The 18,367-nt window shown below is 71.1% G+C and carries 17 protein-coding genes; 5 read left to right on the forward strand and 12 right to left on the reverse strand.

Features of this window, described 5'->3' with window-relative positions; all coding sequences use genetic code 11:
* Nucleotides 1-23 precede the first annotated feature (23 nt).
* Complete coding sequence (locus ACF1FZ_RS03505) at nt 24-647, forward strand: NUDIX hydrolase (RefSeq protein WP_391771673.1); 624 nt, start codon at nt 24-26, stop codon at nt 645-647.
* 36 nt (nt 648-683) lie between these two features.
* Here the strand turns inward: ACF1FZ_RS03505 and rlmB are convergent, their stop codons facing one another.
* From rlmB to ACF1FZ_RS03550, 9 genes are all read right to left on the reverse strand, one after another.
* Nucleotides 684-1,640, reverse strand: a complete 957-nt coding sequence (gene rlmB / locus ACF1FZ_RS03510; RefSeq protein WP_391771674.1) for a 23S rRNA (guanosine(2251)-2'-O)-methyltransferase RlmB — start codon at nt 1,638-1,640, stop codon at nt 684-686.
* 105 nt (nt 1,641-1,745) lie between these two features.
* Nucleotides 1,746-3,143 carry a cysteine--tRNA ligase gene (cysS, locus tag ACF1FZ_RS03515; RefSeq protein ID WP_391771675.1) on the reverse strand — a complete coding sequence of 466 codons (1,398 nt, stop codon included), beginning with the start codon at nt 3,141-3,143 and terminating at the stop codon, nt 1,746-1,748.
* A gap of 59 nt (nt 3,144-3,202) precedes the next feature.
* Nucleotides 3,203-4,456 carry an MFS transporter gene (locus ACF1FZ_RS03520; protein WP_391771676.1) on the reverse strand — a complete coding sequence of 418 codons (1,254 nt, stop codon included), beginning with the start codon at nt 4,454-4,456 and terminating at the stop codon, nt 3,203-3,205.
* The gene (locus tag ACF1FZ_RS03525; protein WP_391771677.1) at nt 4,453-6,165 is read right to left on the reverse strand and encodes an ABC transporter permease subunit; all 1,713 of its coding nucleotides are present in this window, start codon (nt 6,163-6,165) and stop codon (nt 4,453-4,455) included. Before ACF1FZ_RS03525 ends, ACF1FZ_RS03520 begins: the two co-directional genes overlap by 4 nt.
* A 4-nt stretch (nt 6,166-6,169) precedes the next feature.
* Nucleotides 6,170-7,696, reverse strand: a complete 1,527-nt coding sequence (locus ACF1FZ_RS03530; protein WP_391771678.1) for an ABC transporter substrate-binding protein — start codon at nt 7,694-7,696, stop codon at nt 6,170-6,172.
* A 46-nt stretch (nt 7,697-7,742) separates the two neighbouring features.
* A complete protein-coding gene (locus ACF1FZ_RS03535; RefSeq protein ID WP_391771679.1) occupies nt 7,743-8,333 on the reverse strand; it encodes a GNAT family N-acetyltransferase in 591 nt (196 codons plus the stop codon).
* Nucleotides 8,334-8,475: 142 nt separating this feature from the next.
* A complete protein-coding gene (gene ispF, locus ACF1FZ_RS03540) occupies nt 8,476-8,994 on the reverse strand; it encodes a 2-C-methyl-D-erythritol 2,4-cyclodiphosphate synthase (protein ID WP_391771680.1) in 519 nt (172 codons plus the stop codon).
* Nucleotides 8,984-9,751 (reverse strand): 2-C-methyl-D-erythritol 4-phosphate cytidylyltransferase, encoded by a 768-nt coding sequence (ispD, locus tag ACF1FZ_RS03545; RefSeq protein WP_391771681.1) that lies wholly within the window; start codon nt 9,749-9,751, stop codon nt 8,984-8,986. Before ispD ends, ispF begins: the two co-directional genes overlap by 11 nt.
* Nucleotides 9,752-10,123: 372 nt before the next feature.
* The gene (locus ACF1FZ_RS03550; RefSeq protein WP_006380568.1) at nt 10,124-10,606 is read right to left on the reverse strand and encodes a CarD family transcriptional regulator; all 483 of its coding nucleotides are present in this window, start codon (nt 10,604-10,606) and stop codon (nt 10,124-10,126) included.
* Between the two features lie 661 nt (nt 10,607-11,267).
* On the opposite strand from ACF1FZ_RS03550, the gene ACF1FZ_RS03555 reads away from it, so the two are divergent.
* Nucleotides 11,268-11,942, forward strand: coding sequence for a DUF461 domain-containing protein (locus ACF1FZ_RS03555; protein ID WP_391771682.1), 675 nt, complete (start codon nt 11,268-11,270; stop codon nt 11,940-11,942).
* A gap of 58 nt (nt 11,943-12,000) precedes the next feature.
* On the opposite strand, the gene ACF1FZ_RS03560 is transcribed toward ACF1FZ_RS03555, so the two are convergent.
* Together ACF1FZ_RS03560 and ACF1FZ_RS03565 are read right to left on the reverse strand one after the other, a co-directional pair.
* Nucleotides 12,001-12,681 (reverse strand): response regulator, encoded by a 681-nt coding sequence (locus ACF1FZ_RS03560; protein ID WP_391771683.1) that lies wholly within the window; start codon nt 12,679-12,681, stop codon nt 12,001-12,003.
* Entirely contained in the window at nt 12,678-13,946 is a 1,269-nt protein-coding gene (locus tag ACF1FZ_RS03565) for a sensor histidine kinase (RefSeq protein ID WP_391771684.1), read from the reverse strand. Before ACF1FZ_RS03565 ends, ACF1FZ_RS03560 begins: the two co-directional genes overlap by 4 nt.
* 198 nt (nt 13,947-14,144) lie before the next feature.
* On the opposite strand from ACF1FZ_RS03565, the gene phoU reads away from it, so the two are divergent.
* On the forward strand, nt 14,145-14,822 hold the full coding sequence (phoU, locus tag ACF1FZ_RS03570; protein ID WP_391771685.1) for a phosphate signaling complex protein PhoU: 678 nt from the start codon (nt 14,145-14,147) through the stop codon (nt 14,820-14,822).
* A 179-nt stretch (nt 14,823-15,001) separates the two neighbouring features.
* Nucleotides 15,002-15,142, forward strand: a complete 141-nt coding sequence (locus tag ACF1FZ_RS03575) for a hypothetical protein (protein ID WP_351272918.1) — start codon at nt 15,002-15,004, stop codon at nt 15,140-15,142.
* Nucleotides 15,143-15,224: 82 nt separating this feature from the next.
* On the opposite strand, the gene ACF1FZ_RS03580 is transcribed toward ACF1FZ_RS03575, so the two are convergent.
* The gene (locus ACF1FZ_RS03580; RefSeq protein WP_391771686.1) at nt 15,225-16,505 is read right to left on the reverse strand and encodes an MDR family MFS transporter; all 1,281 of its coding nucleotides are present in this window, start codon (nt 16,503-16,505) and stop codon (nt 15,225-15,227) included.
* A 205-nt stretch (nt 16,506-16,710) separates the two neighbouring features.
* On the opposite strand from ACF1FZ_RS03580, the gene ACF1FZ_RS03585 reads away from it, so the two are divergent.
* Nucleotides 16,711-17,472 carry a phosphoglyceromutase gene (locus tag ACF1FZ_RS03585; RefSeq protein WP_391771687.1) on the forward strand — a complete coding sequence of 254 codons (762 nt, stop codon included), beginning with the start codon at nt 16,711-16,713 and terminating at the stop codon, nt 17,470-17,472.
* The last annotated feature ends 895 nt before the right edge of the window (nt 17,473-18,367 follow it).

The raw sequence follows: 18,367 nt of genomic DNA on the forward strand, positions 1-18,367 counted from the left end.
CGGAGCCCGGGAAAACACACCAGATGAGTACCGAGCATTACGAGCGGTTGCGCGTCGAGCGCCCTGACCTGTTCGTGAACCAGTCCGGGGGCATCGAGATCCTCAGCGATCCGGAGGCGGTCACGGAGGCCGGCGGTGTCCTGTACAGCGACCGTTACCTCACGCTGCTGCGCGATCCGGTGCGCTTCCCGGACGGGTCCACCGGTTCGTACATCCGGTCGGTCAGCGCCACCCCGGCTCCGGGCTGCGCGGTGCTCCCGCTGCTCGACGGCGGGGTGGTCCTGATCGAGCACTTCCGGCATGCGACGCGTTCCTGGCACTGGGAGGTTCCGCGCGGTTTCGGCACGCCGGGGCTGTCGGCCGAGGAGAACGCGGCCAAGGAGCTGGAGGAGGAGATCGGCGCCCAGGTGCTGGAGGTCGTCCCGCTCGGTACGCTGCATCCGGATTCGGGTACGACTGCCGACCGGGTGTCGCTCTTCGCGGCGCGGATCGCCGGGACGGGTGCCTTGGAGGACGGCGAAGCGATCCGTACGTGTGTGACGGTGCCGTTCGAGGAGGCCGAGGCGATGGTGGGCGACGGGCGGATCACGGACGGCTTCACGATCGCGGTACTGATGAGGGCGCGGCTGGCGGGCCTGACCGCTTGAGTGCTGTCAGGCCCGGTTGCCGCACGCCGGCGGGTCTCACGCCCTGCGGCGCGCCACCTCGTAGAGGACGATGCCCGCGGCGACACCGGCGTTCAGGGATTCGGCGCCGCCCGGCATGGAGATCCGGACCCGGTAGTCGCAGGTCTCTCCGACGAGGCGGCCCAGGCCCTTGCCCTCGCTGCCGATGACGATGACGACGGGGCCCTCCAGTGCCTGGAGGTCCTCGACCGTGTGCTCGCCGTCGGCCGCGAGGCCGACGACGGTGAGGCCGGCCTTCTGGTAGCCCTCCAGGGCGCGGGTCAGGTTGGTGACACGGGAGACGGGCGTGCGGGCCGCGGTTCCGGCCGAGGACTTCCAGGCCCCCGCCGTCATGCCGGCCGCCCGGCGCTCGGGCACGACGACGCCGTGGCCGCCGAAGGCGGAGACGGAGCGGACGATCGCGCCGAGGTTGCGGGGATCGGTGACGCCGTCGAGGGCGACGATCAGCGGGTCCTCGTTGTTGTCGTACGCGGCGGCGGTGAGGTCCTCCGGGTGCGCGTACTCGTACGGCGGGACCTGGAGGACGAGGCCCTGGTGGTTCAGGCCGTTCGTCATCCGGTCGAGCTCGGGGCGCGGCGCCTCCATCAGGTGGATGTTGCCGCGCTCACCGGCGAGCTGGAGGGCCTCGCGGACCCGCTCGTCGTTGTCGATGTACTGCTGGACGTAGAGCGTGGTGGCGGGCACGCCGTCACGCAGTGCCTCGAAGACCGGGTTGCGGCCGACGACCATCTCCGAGGTGCCCTTGGCGCCACCTCGGCGCGGGGCGGGGCGGCGCGCGGCGGCCTGCTTGGCCTGGGCGTTCGCCACCCTGTTCTTCTTGTGTCCCTTGCGGGCGGAGGCGGGCGGCGTCGGTCCCTTGCCTTCGAGACCACGGCGTCGCTGGCCACCGCTGCCCACCTGCATGCCCTTCTTGTTGGACGTGCGGCGGTTCCTGCGCTGGCTGTTCCCGGCCATGACCTACCTGTTTCGTTGCTTCAGAAAAACGTCGTCAAGTTCAAAGTGTGCCGCCCGGACGGCCGGGCGGCACATTTGCGCTGCTCACGCGTGGTGCGAGTCCGCTCAGCGCGGTCCGAGTGTCCACCGGGGTCCGCTGGGGCTGTCCTCGATGACGAGGCCGGACTGGTTGAGCTGGTCGCGGATGGCGTCGGCGGCGGGCCAGTCCTTGCGCTCGCGTGCCGACTGGCGCTGGTCGAGCACGAGCCGTACGAGGGTGTCGACGACGCCGTGCAGATCCTCGCCGCGGTCGCTCTCACCGGCCCAGTGGGGGTCGAGCGGGTCCAGGCCGAGGACGCCGAGCATCGCGCGCACCTCGGCGAGGCGGGCGACAGCGGCTTCCTTGTCGTCGGCGGCGAGGGCGGAATTGCCCTGCCGGACGGTGGTGTGCACGATCGCGAGTGCCTGCGGGACGCCGAGGTCGTCGTCCATGGCGTCGGCGAAGGCGGGCGGCACCTCGACGGCGGCTTCGACGGGCCCGGCCTTCTCCACCACTCGCTGGACGAAGCCCTCGATCCGCGCGAAGGCGGACTCGGCCTCGCGCAGGGCCTCCTCGCTGTAGTCGATCATCGACCGGTAGTGCGGGGTGCCGAGGTAGTAGCGCAGGACGATCGGGCGCCACTGCTTGACCATGTCGGCGACCAGGACGGAGTTGCCCAGGGACTTCGACATCTTCTCGCCGGCCATGGTGACCCAGCCGTTGTGCACCCAGTACGTCGCGAACTCGTCGCCGAAGGCCCTGGCCTGCGCGATCTCGTTCTCGTGGTGCGGGAAGACCAGGTCGATGCCCCCGCCGTGGATGTCGAAGGCGGTGCCGAGGTACTTGTGCGCCATGGCGGAGCACTCCAGGTGCCAGCCCGGGCGGCCGCGGCCCCAGGGGGTCTCCCAGCTGGGCTCGCCCGGCTTGGCGGTCTTCCACATGGCGAAGTCGCGCTTGTCGCGTTTGCCGGTCTCGTTGTCCCCGGAGGGCTGCCGCAGGTCGTCCAGGTCCTGGTTGGACAGCTCCAGGTATCCCTCGAACGAGCGGACGTCGAAGTAGACGTTGCCGTCGGCCTCGTAGGCGTGGCCGCGCTCGATGAGGCCGCGCATCATCTCGACCATCTCGGTGATGTGGCCGGTGGCGCGCGGTTCGTACGTGGGCGGGAGGCAGCCCAGCGCGTCGTAACCGTCGTTGAACGCGCGCTCGTTCTCGTAACCGATGGACCACCAGGGGCGGCCCTGCTCCGCGGACTTCTTGATGATCTTGTCGTCGATGTCGGTGACATTCCGGATGAACGTCACGTCGTACCCGCGGTATTCGAACCAGCGGCGCATGATGTCGAAATTCAGCCCGGACCTGATGTGCCCGATGTGCGGGGCGGCCTGGACAGTCGCGCCACAGAGGTAGATCGAGACACAGCCCGCGGTGAGCGGGACGAAGTCACGGATCTGCCGGGCGTTGGTGTCATGCAGGCGAATAGTCACCCCTCAAGGGTAGTCGGCCCGCACCAGTGCCCGGAGCCCCCCGGGGAAACGTGTCCCGGCTAATCGCCGGCGCCGGTGCCGGGTTCCGGCGTGCGCCTTCCGCCGGACAGGGTCAGGGCGAGTGCCGCACCTGCCGTCGGTACGGCGGCGAGCACCGCCCACAGGACGGGGCCGGGGGCGTCCAGGAGCGTTCCGGTCCCGGCACTGCCCACGAGGACGGCGAGGCCGGACACGGAGGACAGGGCCCCGGTGGCGAGCCCCAGCCGGTGGTCGTCGACCAGGTCCGGTACGAGCCCCCGGACGGCGGGGACCAGCAGCATCTGGCCGAGTGTGAGCAGGACGACGAACGTGGCCCCGGGGAGCAGGCCGGCGGGTCCGCCCGGGGTGAGGGGCACCGCGGCGAACCCGGCGGCCACGACGGCGAGCCCCGCGACGAGGGCGGTACGGGGTGCGACGCGGCGGGCGGACCAGCGGGTCAGCGGCAGTTGGAGGACGACGACGAGCAGGGAGGAGAGCGCGAAGAGTCCGCCGAGTGCGCCCTGTGAGCCGGTGGCCCGCTCCACCTCCAGCGGCAGGGCGAGGTAGAGCTGGTTGTAGGAGACGAGGTAGGTGCTGTGGACGAGGCAGAGCAGGAGGAAGGGCCGGTTGGCGAAGACCTCGCGGGGAAGGACCGTGCGCGCCCCGGGGGCCCGGACGCGGCGCGGCCGGCGGGGCATGAGGCGGGCGTGTCCGGCGAGTACGCCGGCGAAGACCACGGCCCCGGCGAGGCACGCCGTCCGGAAGTCACCTCCCAGGAGGAGGAGCAGACTGCCGAGCAGGGGGCCGAGGAAGGCTCCGGCCTGGCCTGCGGCGGAGAACACGGCGAGCACCTGGGCACGCGGCGTTCCGGTCCCGGCCTCGTGGGCGACGGCGGCCCTGGCCGTCTCGGATTCGACGGCGGGTGAGAAGAGGGCCGCGGCGAAGCCGATGAGGAGGACGGCTCCGATGACGGTGGCGGTGGTGCCCGCCTGGGCGAGCCAGCAGAATCCGGCGATGCGCAGGACACAGCCGGTGAGGACGACCGGGCGGGGGCCGTAGCGGTCGGTGAGGGCACCTCCGACGACGAAGAGGCCCTGCTGGCTGAAGGTGCGCAGCCCGAGCACGAGTCCGACGAGCCATCCCGCCATGCCGAGTCCGTCGCCGAGGTGGGCGGCGAGGTAGGGCAGGACCGCGTAGAAGCCGGTGTTGAAGGCGAACTGGGTGGCGGTCAGGAGCCGGAGGTAGGCCTTGGGTTCCGGGACGGCGGAGCGGGTGCGCGCCGTGGCCGTCGTCACCCGCGTCCCTTGCCGCGTACGGCCGCCGAGGTCAGCACCGCGAGCGCGCCGAGGGCGGCGAGAGCGGCGGCGGGGGCGAGGACAGCCCAGGGGGCGCGTTCGGCGTAGGGCATGTTCTCCGAGAGCATGCGGCCCCACTCCGGGGCCGGGGCCGGCGTCCCGAGGCCGAGGAAGCCGAGGGAGGCGAGCGCCAGGGCGATGGCCGGGACGCGCAGGACGGCGTGGCGCACGACGGGCGGTACGACGCCCGGCAGGATGTGGCGGCGCAGCCGGTGCCACGGCCCGGCACCGAGGGCGAGGGCCACGGTGACGTGCGGGGCGGCGCGCTCCTGTGCGTACAGCGCGGAGGTGTGGGCGGCGAGGGGGGCCCAGGCGACGGCGGCGACGGCGGCGGCCGCGCCCCAGGGGCCGGGGCCCGCGATGCCTGCGGCGACGAGGCCGGCCAGGACGGCGGGCAGCGCGTTGGCCGTCTCGGTGAGGGCCCCGGCGCGGACGGCTCCGGCGAGCAGTCCCAGGAGCAGCGTGACGGCGCCGACGGCGACCGCGGTGAGTACGGTCGTGGCCGCGCCGTGGCCGAGGCGGGCGAGGACGTCGCGGCCCAGGGAGTCGGTGCCGAGCGGATGGGCCGCCGAGGGCGACGCGAGGCGGACGGCGGCATCGGCGTGCAGGGGGTCGCGCAGCAGGCCCGTGACGGCGACGGCGAGGAGCAGTGCCCCCAGCACCGCCGCGCCGACGGCCACGGCGCGGCGCGCGGGGAGACCGGGGGCGACGAGCGGGGGGAGGGCGCCGTCGGCCCGTGCGGGGCCCAGCAGGGCCCTGGAGCCGAGCCGGGCCGCGAGTCCGGCGGCGACGCCCAGGAGCAGCAGGAGGAGTACGCAGGCCTGGAGGACGGGCAGGTCCTGGGCCAGGGCGGCGGCCAGGGCCGTACCGCCGAGTCCGGGGACGGTGAAGAGCGTCTCGACGGCGACCGCACCACCGGTGAGCCCGACGACGACGAGGCCGAGCTGGGGCAGCAGTGCGGGCAGGGCGCGGCGCAGGGCGTGGGCCGCGATCCGGCGGGCGGGCATCCCGTGAGCGGTGGCGGCGCGCGCCCAGGGTTCGGCGAAGGCGGCGGGCAGGGCGTCGTCCAGCAGCCGCCCGAGCAGCGCACCGGCGGGTACGCCCATGGCGAGGGCGGGCAGGACGAGCTGGTCCGCGCCGCCCCAGCCGAGGGCGGGGAACCAGCCCAGCTGTACGGCGAGGACGGTGGCCAGGACCGCGGCGAGGAGGAACTCCGGCAGTGCGGCGAGCACCGCCGCACCGACGCCCGCCCGGGTGGTGACGATCCGGCGGCGGGCGCCCCGCCGGAGTGTTCCGGCGGCGAGGGCGAGCGCCAGGAGGACGGCGACGGCGAGCGAGGCGCCCATGAGGGTGAGGGAGACCCCGAGCGCGGACGTGGCGTCGGGGCCGACCGGCTGTCCGGAGACCCAGGACTCCCCCAGGTCGCCGCGCGGCAGCCCGGACGCCCAGGCGCCGAGGACGTGCAGCGGTCCGCCGTCGAGTCCGGTCCCGGCGCGGATGGCGTCGAGCACGGCCGGTGTGGGCGGACGGTCCGCGTAGCGGGCGTGCAGGATGGTCAGTGCCGGGTCGGTGCTGGTCAGCCAGGGCAGCAGACCGACGACGGCGACGACGGCCAGGAGCGCGCCGAGTCGTCCGGCCAGGTACTTCACGCGGTCACCCGACGCGGGTGTCGGCGGTGATGAGGGTGCGTTCCATCGGGTCGAGGGCGACGCCTTCGACGCGGGCGTCGTCGTAGCCCTGGACGAAGCGCTCGTGGACGAGCGGGACGAGGGCGTCGGCGCCGAGGACGGCGGCCTCGGCGGTCATCTCGGCGCGGTGGCGGGCGTCGGTGCCGGTCAGCGAGGCGGCCTTGTCCACCGCGGCGTCGACCCGCTCGTCGCACAGCTGGCTGATGTTGAAGCTGCCGTCACAGGTGAAGTCGGAGGCGAGGTAGGAGAGGGGGTCGGCGGTGTCCAGCAGGGTGTTGCGCGCCTGGATGAACGCGTCGTACTTCCCCGCGAGTGCGTCGGCCTCCATCTGGGCGTAGTCGCGGACGACCTGCCTGACGGTGAAGCCGCGCTTCTCGAGCTGTTGCTGGACGAGCGTCGCGACCTCGGGGAGCTCGGGCCGGTTGGTGTAGGTGGCGAGGACGATCTCCTCCGTCCTCGCCACGTCCGCACGGCTCGCCGCCGGGGTCCGGCCGGTGGGGGCGGTGCGCTTCCCGGCGGCCCAGGGGATGCCGGGGCCGAGGAGCCCCCGGGCGGTGTCCGCCCGGCCCTCGTACACCCCGTCGACCAGGGCCTTGGAGTCGATGGCCTCACGGGCGGCGGCGCGCATGGCCGGGTCGGCGAAGACGCCGCGTCCGGTGTTGAGCGAGAGGCCGTTGGTCCGGGCGGAGGGGAACGCGTGGACGTACGAGTCGCCGAGCAGTGACGCCTGCGAGATCGGTACGTATTCGGCGACGTCGACGGCCTTCGTCCGCAGGGCGTTGGCCCGGGCGGTGCCGTCCGCGGCGAACGTGACGTCGACGCCCGGGGCCTTCGCCTTGTCACCCCAGTAGTCGGCGTTGCGCTCGAGGGTGGCGGCGACCGTGCCCTTGACGTCGGTCAGGGTGAACGGCCCTGTGGCGTGGCCGGCGGGGTTCACCTCGCCGTTCTTGTAGGCGCCGGCGGACAGGATCGTGAGGGAGGGGTTGGCGAGCCGTTGCGGGAGCAGCGGGTCGGCCTCCTCGGTGACGATCCGTACGGTCTCCGCGCCCCCGCCCGTCACGGCGGTCGCCTTCAGGGGCGTGTCGGACAGGGCCCTGGGCAGCGGGGAGGCCTTGCTCGCGGCGGTGAGGGACCGGACGACGGCGTCGGCGTCGACCTTCGCGCCGTCCTGGAAGACGGCGTCGCGGAGCGTGAAGGTCCAGGTGGTGGGGTTGTCCTGCTTCCAGGACGCGGCGAGGGCGGGCTGGGCCGCGCCGTTCTCGTCCAGGGTGGTGAGGCCCTCGATGACGGCGAGCCGGCTGAGGGTGACCGCGTCGTCCCCGTAGGGGGACATGGCCTGGGCGGGCGGGAAGGCCAGGACGACCCGGAGCCGCTGCGCGTCGCCGGACGCTCCCGAGCCGCCCGGCGTGGAGCAGGCGGCGAGCGGGAGCAGCAGGGCGGCGGTGACGGCGACGGCCGGCAGCGGGGAACGGCGGCTTCGGAGCGTAGGCATGACGGCGACCCTATATGGAAACGATTATCACCTGATATTCGGACAGTCAGACCCCTGGGGCGGGCATCGGCAGCTCGAAATGAATGATGCCCTGGCCTCCGTCCGGCAGCGCGCGTTCGTCGCAGACCTCACGGGCGAGCGACCGCCAGAACGGCTCGGCGCCCGGGACGGCCGGATCGGTGTGCAGGTAGAGCGAGGTGTAGCCGCCCGCCCGCGCGGCGAAGCCCCCCAGCTCCCGCACCAGCCTGCGGGCCAGCCCGTGCCTGCGGTGCTCGGGGCGTACGTAGATCCGGCACAGCTGGGCCGTCGAACCGGAGGGGAAGCGGTCGGCGACCCACTGCGGGTTGGGCGGGGCCTGCGGGCCCCGGTCCCGCACCGCGCCCGTCGCCACGACCTCGTCACCCCGCACGGCGACCAGGAGGGTGCAGCGCGCGGGGCGCAGGTAGGCACCCTCGAGGTCGATGATGTCGGCGTGCCAGCGGGGTACGTAACCCGAGCGCAGGTCGTGGTAGACGGTGTCCAGCATGACGGCCCGCGCACCACCGACGTCCCGCGCGGTGGCGGTCCGCAGGACGTATCCGTCCGCATCGGCCGGCGCGTCCGGCGTCCTCGTCGCCCCCGCGGTCGCGGTCACCACTGACGCTCACCCTCGCTCTCGGCCCTACGGCACATGACTTGCCATATCAGCGTACGTGCAAGCGATGTGCAACAAGGCGGCGGGGCTCCACGGCCGTCCTGCCCGCCGACGGGGCCGGAGTCCCGGCCGGCGGGCCCCTGCGTCAGCCTGCGGCGCGGTAGACCAGAGCGGTCGCGATGCCCGCGACGCCTTCGCCCCGGCCGGTGAACCCGAGGCCGTCGGAGGTGGCGGCGGAGAGCGAGACGGGGGCGCCGACGGCCTCGGACAACACCTTCTGGGCCTCGTCACGCCGCTTGCCGATCTTCGGCCGCAGGCCGACGACCTGCACGGCTACGTTGCCGATCCCGAAGCCCTGCGCGCGCACGATCCGGGCGGCCTCGGTGAGCAGAGTGACACCCGACGCACCCGACCACTCCGGGCGGCCGGTGCCGAAGTGCTGCCCGAGGTCACCGAGACCTGCGGCCGAGAACAGGGCGTTGCAGGCGGCGTGCGCCACGACGTCGGCGTCGGAGTGCCCGGCGAGCCCGGGCCCCTCGCCCTCCCACAGCAGCCCGGCGCACCAGAGCTCGCGGCCCTCCTCGAAGGCGTGGATGTCGGTCCCGATGCCGACGAGCGGGATCACGGGAGCCGGCTGCCGCCGGTTCACTGCCTCAGAATCCATCGTTCGCCCTCCTGCGTGCGAGAACGGCCTCCGCCAGGACCAGGTCCAGGGGCCGGGTCACCTTGAACGCCTCCTCGTGTCCGGGCACGACGACGACCTTCGAGCCCAGCCGCTCGACCATGCCCGCGTCGTCGGTGGCGCCCTCGCCGTCGACGGCCACACTTCCGTGCGCCCGGACGAGCGTCCTCCGGTCGAAGCCCTGGGGCGTCTGCACGGCTCGCAGCCGCGCCCGCTCGGGCGTCGAGAGGACCGGCTCCGGCGTTCCCGGCTCGCCCGGCTCGACCTCCTTGACGGTGTCGGAGAGAGGAAGCGCGGGGACGACGGCGGGAGCCCCGTCCCGTACGGCTTCGATGACCGCGTCCACCGTGTCGACCGGAACGAGGGGGCGGGCGGCGTCATGGACGAGCACGACGGAGACGTCCTCCGGCAGGGCGTCGAGGCCGAGCTTCACCGACTCCTGGCGTGTCGCGCCGCCGGGGACGACGACGTAATCGGTGCGCTCGGGCAGCGCGTGCCCGTCGATGAGGTTCTTGACCTCGGGAGCGCCGTCCGGCGGCGCGACCACGACGACGAGGGTGACGGCGCGGGACGCCGCCATGGCCCGAACGGCGTGGATCAGCATGGGTGTGCCGCCGAGCGCACGCAGCGCCTTCGGGGCACCGGGGCCGAGCCGGACACCGCGGCCCGCTGCGGGAATCACCGCAGCGGTACGGGAGGGGCTCGGTTCAGCGTTCGGTTCAGCAGGTGTCGGTGACATCGGTGACATCGGTTGCACTCCGAAGCTTCGGCAGGTTTGTTCCCACGGCCCACATGGGTATGGCCTGGGCGTGCCCCCGGCCCGCGGGTCGGGGGAGAGCCGGGTGCGACGCCTCGGCTCGACCGGGACCCTTCCGTGACCCCTGGTCGGCCGAGCCGCAGCAGGGACCGGTGGGGTTCATCGGGAGGACGGCCCCGGGGCCGCACCGACCGGCTCTGGGCTGGGATTTTCGCGGATCGGTTCTCATGGGTCCGAACATGCCGCAGCGCCCGACGACTCGCCGTCAAGACGGCTGGTCAGCGGGCACCGCGGCATATTCACTACGACCGGATTCGGTTCGCCGGCGTCATCCGGTCATCGGTGTCGTCCGGTTCAGGACGCGAGGACCTCGTCGAGCAGGGCCTCGGCCTTGTCCTCGTTCGTGTTCTCCGCGAGAGCGAGTTCGCTCACCAGGATCTGGCGGGCCTTGGCGAGCATGCGCTTCTCACCTGCGGAGAGTCCACGCTCACGCTCGCGACGCCACAGGTCACGCACCACTTCGGCGACCTTGATGACATCGCCGGAGGCGAGCTTCTCGAGATTTGCCTTGTAGCGCCGGGACCAGTTCGTCGGCTCTTCGGCATACGGCGCGCGCAGCACCTCGAAGACCCGGTCCAGCCCCTCCTGCCCGACCACGTCACGCACACCGACGAACTCCGCATTGTCCGCCGGCACACGCACCGTCAAGTCGCCCTGGGCGACCTTGAGCACCAAGTAGGTCTTGTCCACGCCTTTGATCTGGCGAGTTTCGATAGCCTCGATCAGCGCGGCCCCGTGATGGGGATAGACCACGGTGTCGCCAACCTTGAACGTCATGTGACAGGTACCCCTTCCGTGGCTATCCAGAGTAACACGAGAACGGCTTCTCCTGAATGGCGTTTTCGCAGGTCAGGGCATATCTCGGGGCTTGACAACTACAACACGATCGTGCTGCGGGAGCCTTCCGGAAGGCGATATTCGCAGGTCGGAGCAGGCGTACGACCAAGCGGAAACCTCGCCGCAACAGAGGCCGGAAGCCCACCAGAAGGTGTCAAAAGTCCCGTTTTGCCGGATTCCGGATGGTGAACTTTCTGTACTCCGTTCGGACCTCGATCACCCGTACGGCTCTTAGCGTCGATGGCCAATGAAATTGATCAACGCCCTGGATCCGGGTGGATTATGCGCGGGAAATGCGCCGGGGCCGGAAATCGATCATCGGTCGGCCGACGCACCGCTCGTCCGCGTTTTGTGAACACCGTGCGAATCGTCATGGCCGGAAGACGGCCGGGACGCGGCCGGAAGATGTCCGGCGCCGCCCACCGGGGTGCCGGCCCACAGGTCGGACGGCACGAGGGGCGGGTCGGGTGCGGGCCCGGGACGGCGGCTCGATAACCTGAGCCCGCTGACACACACTTAGGGCGGCTTCACAACCGCTCGGGCCTTCCTGTCCGCAGAGTCCGAAGTCCGCTGTCCGAACGTTCAAGGAGTTGCCGCCGCCGTGAGCCGCAGCCTTCGACACGGCGCCCTCGCCGCCACAGCCCTCGTGTTCTCGATCGCCACGCTGTCCGCCTGCGGTGCCGGCAACGACGCGCAGTCGCTTCAGGTCAGGCCGGACAACGCAGCCACCGCTGTGGACTCCATCAAGATCCAGAACCTGAACATCATCACCCAGCCCGAGCCGGGCGCCGAGGGCCCGGCGGTCATCGCCGCCACCCTCTTCAACGACGGCACCAAGCAGGAAGTCGTGGAGAAGGTCACCCTGCCGGGCACCGACGCCACGGTGGAGCTGAAGCCCGCCAAGGGCAAGGGCCCGCTCGTGCTCCCGGCCGGCGGACGAATCATCCTCGGCGGGAAGAACAACGCCTCGGCCGTGATCGAGAACGGCAGCCAGGCAGGGGCCGCCGGCAGCGTGCAGTCCGTCGCCTTCACGTTCAGCGAGACGGGCGACGTCGCGCTCGACGCCTCCGTCGTCCCCGCGACCAGCTTCTTCGAGGGCTTCGGCCCGAACACGCTGCCGTCCGCGAAGCCCTCGGCCACGCCTTCCGGCTCCGAGACGGCGGGCGAGCCGTCGCCCGGGCAGTCCGAGAGCCCGGCGGGCACGGAGACCGGCCCGGCCTCGGGTACGGAGTCCGACCCGGCCCCGGGCGAGGAAGACGCAGCCGCCACCCACTGATCGCGCGCGTGGGGGTGTCTTCGGCGAAGACACCCCCACGTAGTCCGCAGCCCTCGGTCTACGGCTCGAACTTGTAGCCCAGCCCTCGCACCGTCACCAGGTAACGCGGCGCCCCGGGATCGGGTTCGATCTTGGCGCGGAGCCGCTTGACGTGGACGTCCAGGGTCTTGGTGTCACCCACGTAGTCCGCGCCCCAGACCCGGTCGATGAGCTGCATGCGCGTCAGTACGCGCCCCGCGTTGCGCAGGAGCATCTCGAGGAGGTCGAACTCCTTCAGCGGGAGGTCGATCTTGCCGCCGGAGACCGTGACGACGTGGCGGTCCACGTCCATCCGGACCGGGCCGGCTTCCAGGGCGGCCGGAGTGACCTCCTCCGGCTCACCGCGGCGGCGCAGGACAGCGCGGATGCGGGCCACCAGCTCCCGCGAGGAGAAGGGCTTGGTCACATAGTCGTCGGCTCCTATTTCGAGGCCCACGACCTTGTCGATCTCGCTGTCCTTGGCGGTGACCATGATCACCGGGACGTTGGACCGGACACGCAGTTGCCGGCAGACCTCCGTACCGGGCAGGCCCGGCAGCATCAGGTCGAGCAGCACGAGGTCGGCGCCGTTGCGTTCGAACTCGTCGAGGCCGTCCGGGCCGGTGGCCGCGACGGCCACCTCGAAGCCTTCCTTGCGAAGCATGTAGGACAGGGCGTCGCTGAAGGATTCCTCATCCTCGACGACAAGCACTCGGGTCACGGAAGAGCCTCCGGGGCGGGGAATGGTTCGTAAGAATCGGTCTCGTACGGCCCGTCGTCGTCAACAGCGCCGTTGACGAGGAGAGGTCCGCCGGTGGTACGGCCCCGTACGACGCCCGACTCGGGCAGTCGCAGGGTGAACGTGGAGCCCTGTCCCTCCGAGCTCCATACGGTGACCTCCCCGCCGTGCGAGGCGGCCACATGCTTGACGATGGCGAGGCCGAGACCGGTGCCACCGGTGGCCCGTGAACGGGCCGGGTCGACGCGGTAGAACCGCTCGAAGACACGCTCACGGTCCTTCTCCGAGATGCCGATGCCCTGGTCGGTCACGGCTATCTCGATCAGGTCCCCGCCGGGGGCGGCGATCTTCCGGGCGGCGATACCGACCCGGGTGCGGGCGGGGCTGTAGTTGACGGCGTTCTCCACGAGATTGCCGAGCGCGGCCGCGAGCTGGCTCCGGTTGCCCCACACGGAGAGGCCGTCCGCACCGCCCGAGGCCATGGTGATCTGCTTCGAACCGGCCTGCTGACGGCAGCGGTCGACGGCCTCCGCGACCAGCTGCTCCACCCGTACGGGTTCCGCGTCCTCCAGCGGGTCGTCGTTCTGCACCCGGGAGAGATCGATGAGTTCCTGGACGAGGTTGGTCAGCCGGGTCGCCTCGATCTCCATGCGGCCGGCGAACCGCTGCACCGCCTCCGGGTCGTCGGAGGCGTCCATGACGGCCTCGGAGAGCAGGGAGAGCGCGCCGACCGGAGTCTTGAGCTCATGGCTGACATTCGCGACGAAGTCGCGCCGCACCGCTTCGATGCGACGGGCCTCCGTGAGGTCCTCGACCAGCAGCAGGACCAGGCGTGAACCCAGCGGAGCGACCCGCGCCGAGACGGCGAGCACCTCGCCCCGGCCCGTGCCGCGGCGCGGGAGATCCAGCTCGCCCTGCCGTATCTCACCGTCGCGTCTGGTGTCCCTGGCCATGTGGAGCATCGGCTCCACCGCCAGGCGCCCGCCCCTGACCAGACCCAGCGCATACGCGGCGGAACTGGCCTTGACCACGCTGTCGCTCTCGTCGAGCACGACGGCGGAGGAGCTGAGCACGGACAGGACCGTGTCCACCCCCGGGGGAAGCGCGGCATTGCCGTCGGGCCGCAGGGACGTACGCGTGGGGCGCTTCTGCTCGCGTTCGCTCCAGCGGAACGCCAGCATGGCGATCACACCGGTACACAGCCCGGCGATCGCAGCAGCTGCGGCCACCGCCGCGTTCACGTCCATGTCTCCAGGTTATGCGGGCTCGGCGACACTCTCCCAGCCATCCGGGTGCCATCTCGAACACTCGTCGCCCAGAGTTCACCAAGGGGATAGTGACGGTTCACTTCGGGGGCCGGATCCCGACGCGTTGGCCGCGCAACGTGGCAGCGTGGGGGTCGGCCCTAGACCCCGGCCTCAGTAAGGATCTGGAGAGGGACTTCCATGCGCGACGCTTATCACGAGGAACTCGATTCGATCGGCGAGGGCCTGGTCGAGATGGCCCGGCTCGTCGGCTCGGCGATCGGCCGGGCCACGACGTCCATGCTCGACGCCGATCTCAAGCTCGCCGAGAGCGTGATCGCCGCGGACCAGAAGGTCGACGACCTCCAGCACGACCTGGAGGCACGCGCCATCGCGCTGCTCGCCCGCCAGCAGCCGGTGGCCACCGACCTGCGGATCGTGGTCACCTCGCTGCGGATGAGCGCCGACCTGGAGCGCTCGGGCGACCTCGCCCAGCACGTCGCCAAGCTGGCGCGGCTGCGCTTCCCCGAGGCGGCGGTGCCGAACGATCTCCACGCCACCATCCTGGAGATGGGACAGCTCGCCCAGCGGCTCATGGCGAAGGCCGCCGAGGTGATCATCACGAAGGACGTCGACCTGGCGCTCCAGCTGGAGCAGGACGACGACGAGATGGACCTGCTGCACCGCACGCTGTTCCAGCACCTGATGGACGACCGCTGGAAGCACGGCATCGAGACCGCCGTCGACGTCACCCTGCTCGGCCGCTACTACGAGCGCTTCGCCGACCACGCCGTATCGGTCGCCAAGCGTGTCGTCTACCTGGTCACGGGTGAGCACGCGGACGAGATCCAGGCGGCGGCGCCGGTGGAGGGGGCGTAGAGGGGGATCGCACCACACGGCGGACGCACATCTGTTCCAGCGTTCGTGCGCCGTTGATGCGCCCTCCGGGCTGGGCATGCAATGGGGGCGGGAGCGGCACGCCATGCCGCACCTCGCCGTACACATGTTCGTCGTATGCGTGTGCGTACGACGTCGAGTCGTACCCCTGAGGAGGGACCATGGCCGATTCCCCCGTGACCGAACCCCAGCAGGAGACCCCTACCGAAGTGGTGCACCTGCCCCTGCTGGGGGCCTGCGGCTGCGGCTCGGGCTGCGGGTGCGGCTGCCAGTCCGGCGCGCCGTGCCAGTGCGGTGGTTAGCAGGGCCGGCCGGGACCGAGCACCGAGCGGCGCCCCGCGGTGGACACGTGTCCACCGCGGGGCGCCGCTGTCGCGTGCGGCCTCAGACCACCGGCTCGACCGCGTCCCGCACGGCGGGCGGGGCCGGGGTGGCCGCCACGGGGGCCGCCGGATCCGGGAGGTCCAGGTTCCGCATCAGCAACCAGTAGCCGGACGCGGCCACGGTGCCCAGGACCGCGCAGGTCCCCCACAGCCAGACGGCGCCGTAGTGGTCGATCACGAAGCCGGACATCAGCGGGGCGACGAGGGCCGCCACCGACCAGGACATCGTGTACATCCCCTGGTAGCGGCCCCGGCCGTGGGCCGGGGACAGATGTACGACGATGCCCGTCTGGGTCGGCGCGTTGACGATCTCGGCCAGGGTCCAGACGCACACCGTCAGTGCGTACACCCCGACCGACCCCGCGAAGGCGGTCAGCCCGAAGCCGTAACCGGCCAGCAGGGACGAGAGGATCAGCAGCCTGCGCGGGTCGCGGTGCTGGATGAACCGGGTGACGGGAATCTGGAGGACCACGATCAGCACCCCGTTGACAGCGATGGCCGTACCGAAGTCGGAGCTGGACAGCCCGTCCGCCCCCATGGCCACCGGCAGGCCCACGTAACCCTGCTGGAAGATCAGCGCCACCAGGAACGACAACCCGACGACGCCCATGTAGCGCCCGTCCCGCAGGACCGTACTCAGCCTCACGTCGTCCGGCCCGGCACCGCCGGCGGCCCGGGGCGCCGTCTCCGGCCGGGATTCCGGAACTTTGAGGAAGACGACGACGGCACACAGCAGAGTCAGCACCGCCTCCCCCATGAAGCCCGCGAGATAGCTGTACTCGGCGATGAAGCCCGCACCGGCCGACGAGACGGCGAAACCCAGGTTGACGGCCCAGTAGTTGAGCGAGAAGGCCCGTACCCGGTCCTCGGGCCGGACGATGTCGGCCATCATCGCCTGCACGGCCGGCCGGGAGGCGTTGCTCGCCATCCCCACGACGAAGGCGACACCCGCGATCGCCACCGGATGGACCATGAAGCCGAGCACGGCGACCGACACCGCGGTCGAGAGCTGCGCGGTCAGCATGGTCGGGCGCCGCCCCAGCCGGTCGGTCATCACCCCGGCGCCCAGCGACGACACGACCCCGCCGAGCCCGTGGAGCGCGGCGACGAGACCGGCGTACGAGGCCGAGTAGCCCCGGTCGAGGGTCAGGTAGAGCGCCATGAACGTGGCGACGAACGCCCCGAGGCGGTTGACCAGCGTGCTGGTCCACAGCCACCAGAACTCCCTGGGGAGACCGGCGACCGTCTCGTGCGCCGCCTTCCTGAGACCGGCGACATACATAAGGAATTCCCCCCGGGACATGCGCGTGCGGAATGCTCGCCGGCCTGTGTAAGCGGCCCGACGACTGTCCGAACATTACGAAGTCGGGATCCGCGGCCACCACCCGATTGACGCCGCCCGTCAATCGTCGCCCTCCGGCCCCGCCCCCGGTCCGCCCTGTGGCCACGCGCGCGGAGGCCGCACGGGTTCGATTACGCTCGGACCCATGGCCGACGCACCGTACAAGCTGATCCTCCTCCGCCACGGCGAGAGCGAATGGAACGCGAAGAACCTGTTCACCGGCTGGGTGGACGTAGACCTCACCGACAAGGGCGAGAAGGAGGCGGTCCGCGGCGGTGAGCTGCTCAAGGACGCCGGCCTGCTCCCCGACGTCGTGCACACCTCCCTCCAGAAGCGCGCGATCCGCACCGCCCAGCTCGGGCTGGAAGCCGCGGACCGCCACTGGATCCCCGTGCACCGCTCCTGGCGGCTGAACGAGCGCCACTACGGCGCCCTCCAGGGCAAGGACAAGGCCCAGACGCTCGCCGAGTTCGGCGAGGAGCAGTTCATGCTCTGGCGCCGCTCGTACGACACCCCTCCGCCCGCGCTCGAGGACGGCACCGAGTTCTCGCAGAGCGCCGACCCGCGCTACGCGACGATCCCGCCGGAGCTGCGTCCGCGCACGGAGTGCCTCAAGGACGTCGTCATCCGCATGCTGCCGTACTGGTACGACGGCATCGTCCCGGACCTCCTCGACGGCAAGACCGTCCTGGTCGCCGCCCACGGCAACAGCCTGCGCGGCCTGGTGAAGCACCTGGACGGCATCTCCGACGACGCCATCTCGGGCCTCAACATCCCGACCGGCATCCCGCTCTCGTACGAGCTGGACGCCGACTTCCGCCCCCTGAACCCGGGCGGCACCTACCTCGACCCGGACGCGGCGAAGGCCGCGATCGAGGCCGTGAAGAACCAGGGCAAGAAGAAGTAAGCCCGACGCTTCAGGCCTCCTACCAGCACTTTCTTCGCTGGTAGGAGGCCTGAAGTCATGTCTGGGCCGTGGTGGGGCCGCCTGACTAGATGTCTCGCCTCCTCCAGACACGGACGCACACTCGGAACGTAACGAAGAACGCCCCGATGGCAACGGCATATACGGGTGCCCCCACCCAGAGGCCGAGTACACCGACCACGCCCCCGGTTACCGCGAACGCGGGTTCGCGCGGGGTGATGTCGATGGTTACGCCGAAGCGTGGCACCATAGTGTTCTCCATGAGTTGCTCCTAGTTGACTCAACGACAGGGCGCTAATGGAGATCGAAGGCCACCCATTGCACTGGGTGGCCTTCTCGCTTCCCCGCTAGTGATCGGGACGATATTGCACAGCGGCCTCGTCGCGCAAATCCCCCACCTCCTTTCGGAGCCGATGCTTCCGCATGACTGTTGGGTCAGTCGCCATTCTTAAGCTGTCGGGACTTCCAATGAACCGAATTCTCGGCGGGCGGCGCTCCCGTAAAGCCACCCCTGGGCCTCCTTCTGCACTGTGCGGGTTTCCGCCACCGCGACTATTACCCGGCCGGGCGGGAGGCCGGGCGGGAGGCCGGGTGGGAGGCCGGGCGGGAGGCCGGGCGGGAGGCCGGGCGGGAGGCCGGGCGGGAGGCCGGGCGGGAGGTCACCCTGCCGCCTTTTTTCGTGTCGGATTTTCTGGTTCGGCGACACTTTCACGGTTGGTGTTTCCACTCTGCAGCCCGTTTTTTCGTGTCGGATTTTCTGGTTCGGCGACACTTTCACAGTTGGTGTTTCCACTCTGCAGCCCGTTTTTTCGTGTCGGATTTTCTGGTTCGGCGACACTTTCACAGTTGGCGATTCCACTCTGCAGCCCGTTTTACG

The organism is Streptomyces sp. NPDC014623 (assembly GCF_043088245.1).
Classification (GTDB): domain Bacteria; phylum Actinomycetota; class Actinomycetes; order Streptomycetales; family Streptomycetaceae; genus Streptomyces.

Coding starts and splice junctions, on each gene's coding strand:
- ispD (WP_391771681.1), bottom strand. CDS start 9,751: ATGTCACCGACACCTGCTGAACCGAACGCTGAACCGAGCCCCTCCCGT.
- ACF1FZ_RS03550 (WP_006380568.1), bottom strand. CDS start 10,606: ATGACGTTCAAGGTTGGCGACACCGTGGTCTATCCCCATCACGGGGCC.
- ACF1FZ_RS03580 (WP_391771686.1), bottom strand. CDS start 16,505: ATGTATGTCGCCGGTCTCAGGAAGGCGGCGCACGAGACGGTCGCCGGT.
- phoU (WP_391771685.1), top strand. CDS start 14,145: ATGCGCGACGCTTATCACGAGGAACTCGATTCGATCGGCGAGGGCCTG.
- ACF1FZ_RS03530 (WP_391771678.1), bottom strand. CDS start 7,696: ATGCCTACGCTCCGAAGCCGCCGTTCCCCGCTGCCGGCCGTCGCCGTC.
- ACF1FZ_RS03565 (WP_391771684.1), bottom strand. CDS start 13,946: ATGGACGTGAACGCGGCGGTGGCCGCAGCTGCTGCGATCGCCGGGCTG.
- ACF1FZ_RS03505 (WP_391771673.1), top strand. CDS start 24: ATGAGTACCGAGCATTACGAGCGGTTGCGCGTCGAGCGCCCTGACCTG.
- ispF (WP_391771680.1), bottom strand. CDS start 8,994: ATGGATTCTGAGGCAGTGAACCGGCGGCAGCCGGCTCCCGTGATCCCG.
- rlmB (WP_391771674.1), bottom strand. CDS start 1,640: ATGGCCGGGAACAGCCAGCGCAGGAACCGCCGCACGTCCAACAAGAAG.
- ACF1FZ_RS03575 (WP_351272918.1), top strand. CDS start 15,002: ATGGCCGATTCCCCCGTGACCGAACCCCAGCAGGAGACCCCTACCGAA.
- ACF1FZ_RS03585 (WP_391771687.1), top strand. CDS start 16,711: ATGGCCGACGCACCGTACAAGCTGATCCTCCTCCGCCACGGCGAGAGC.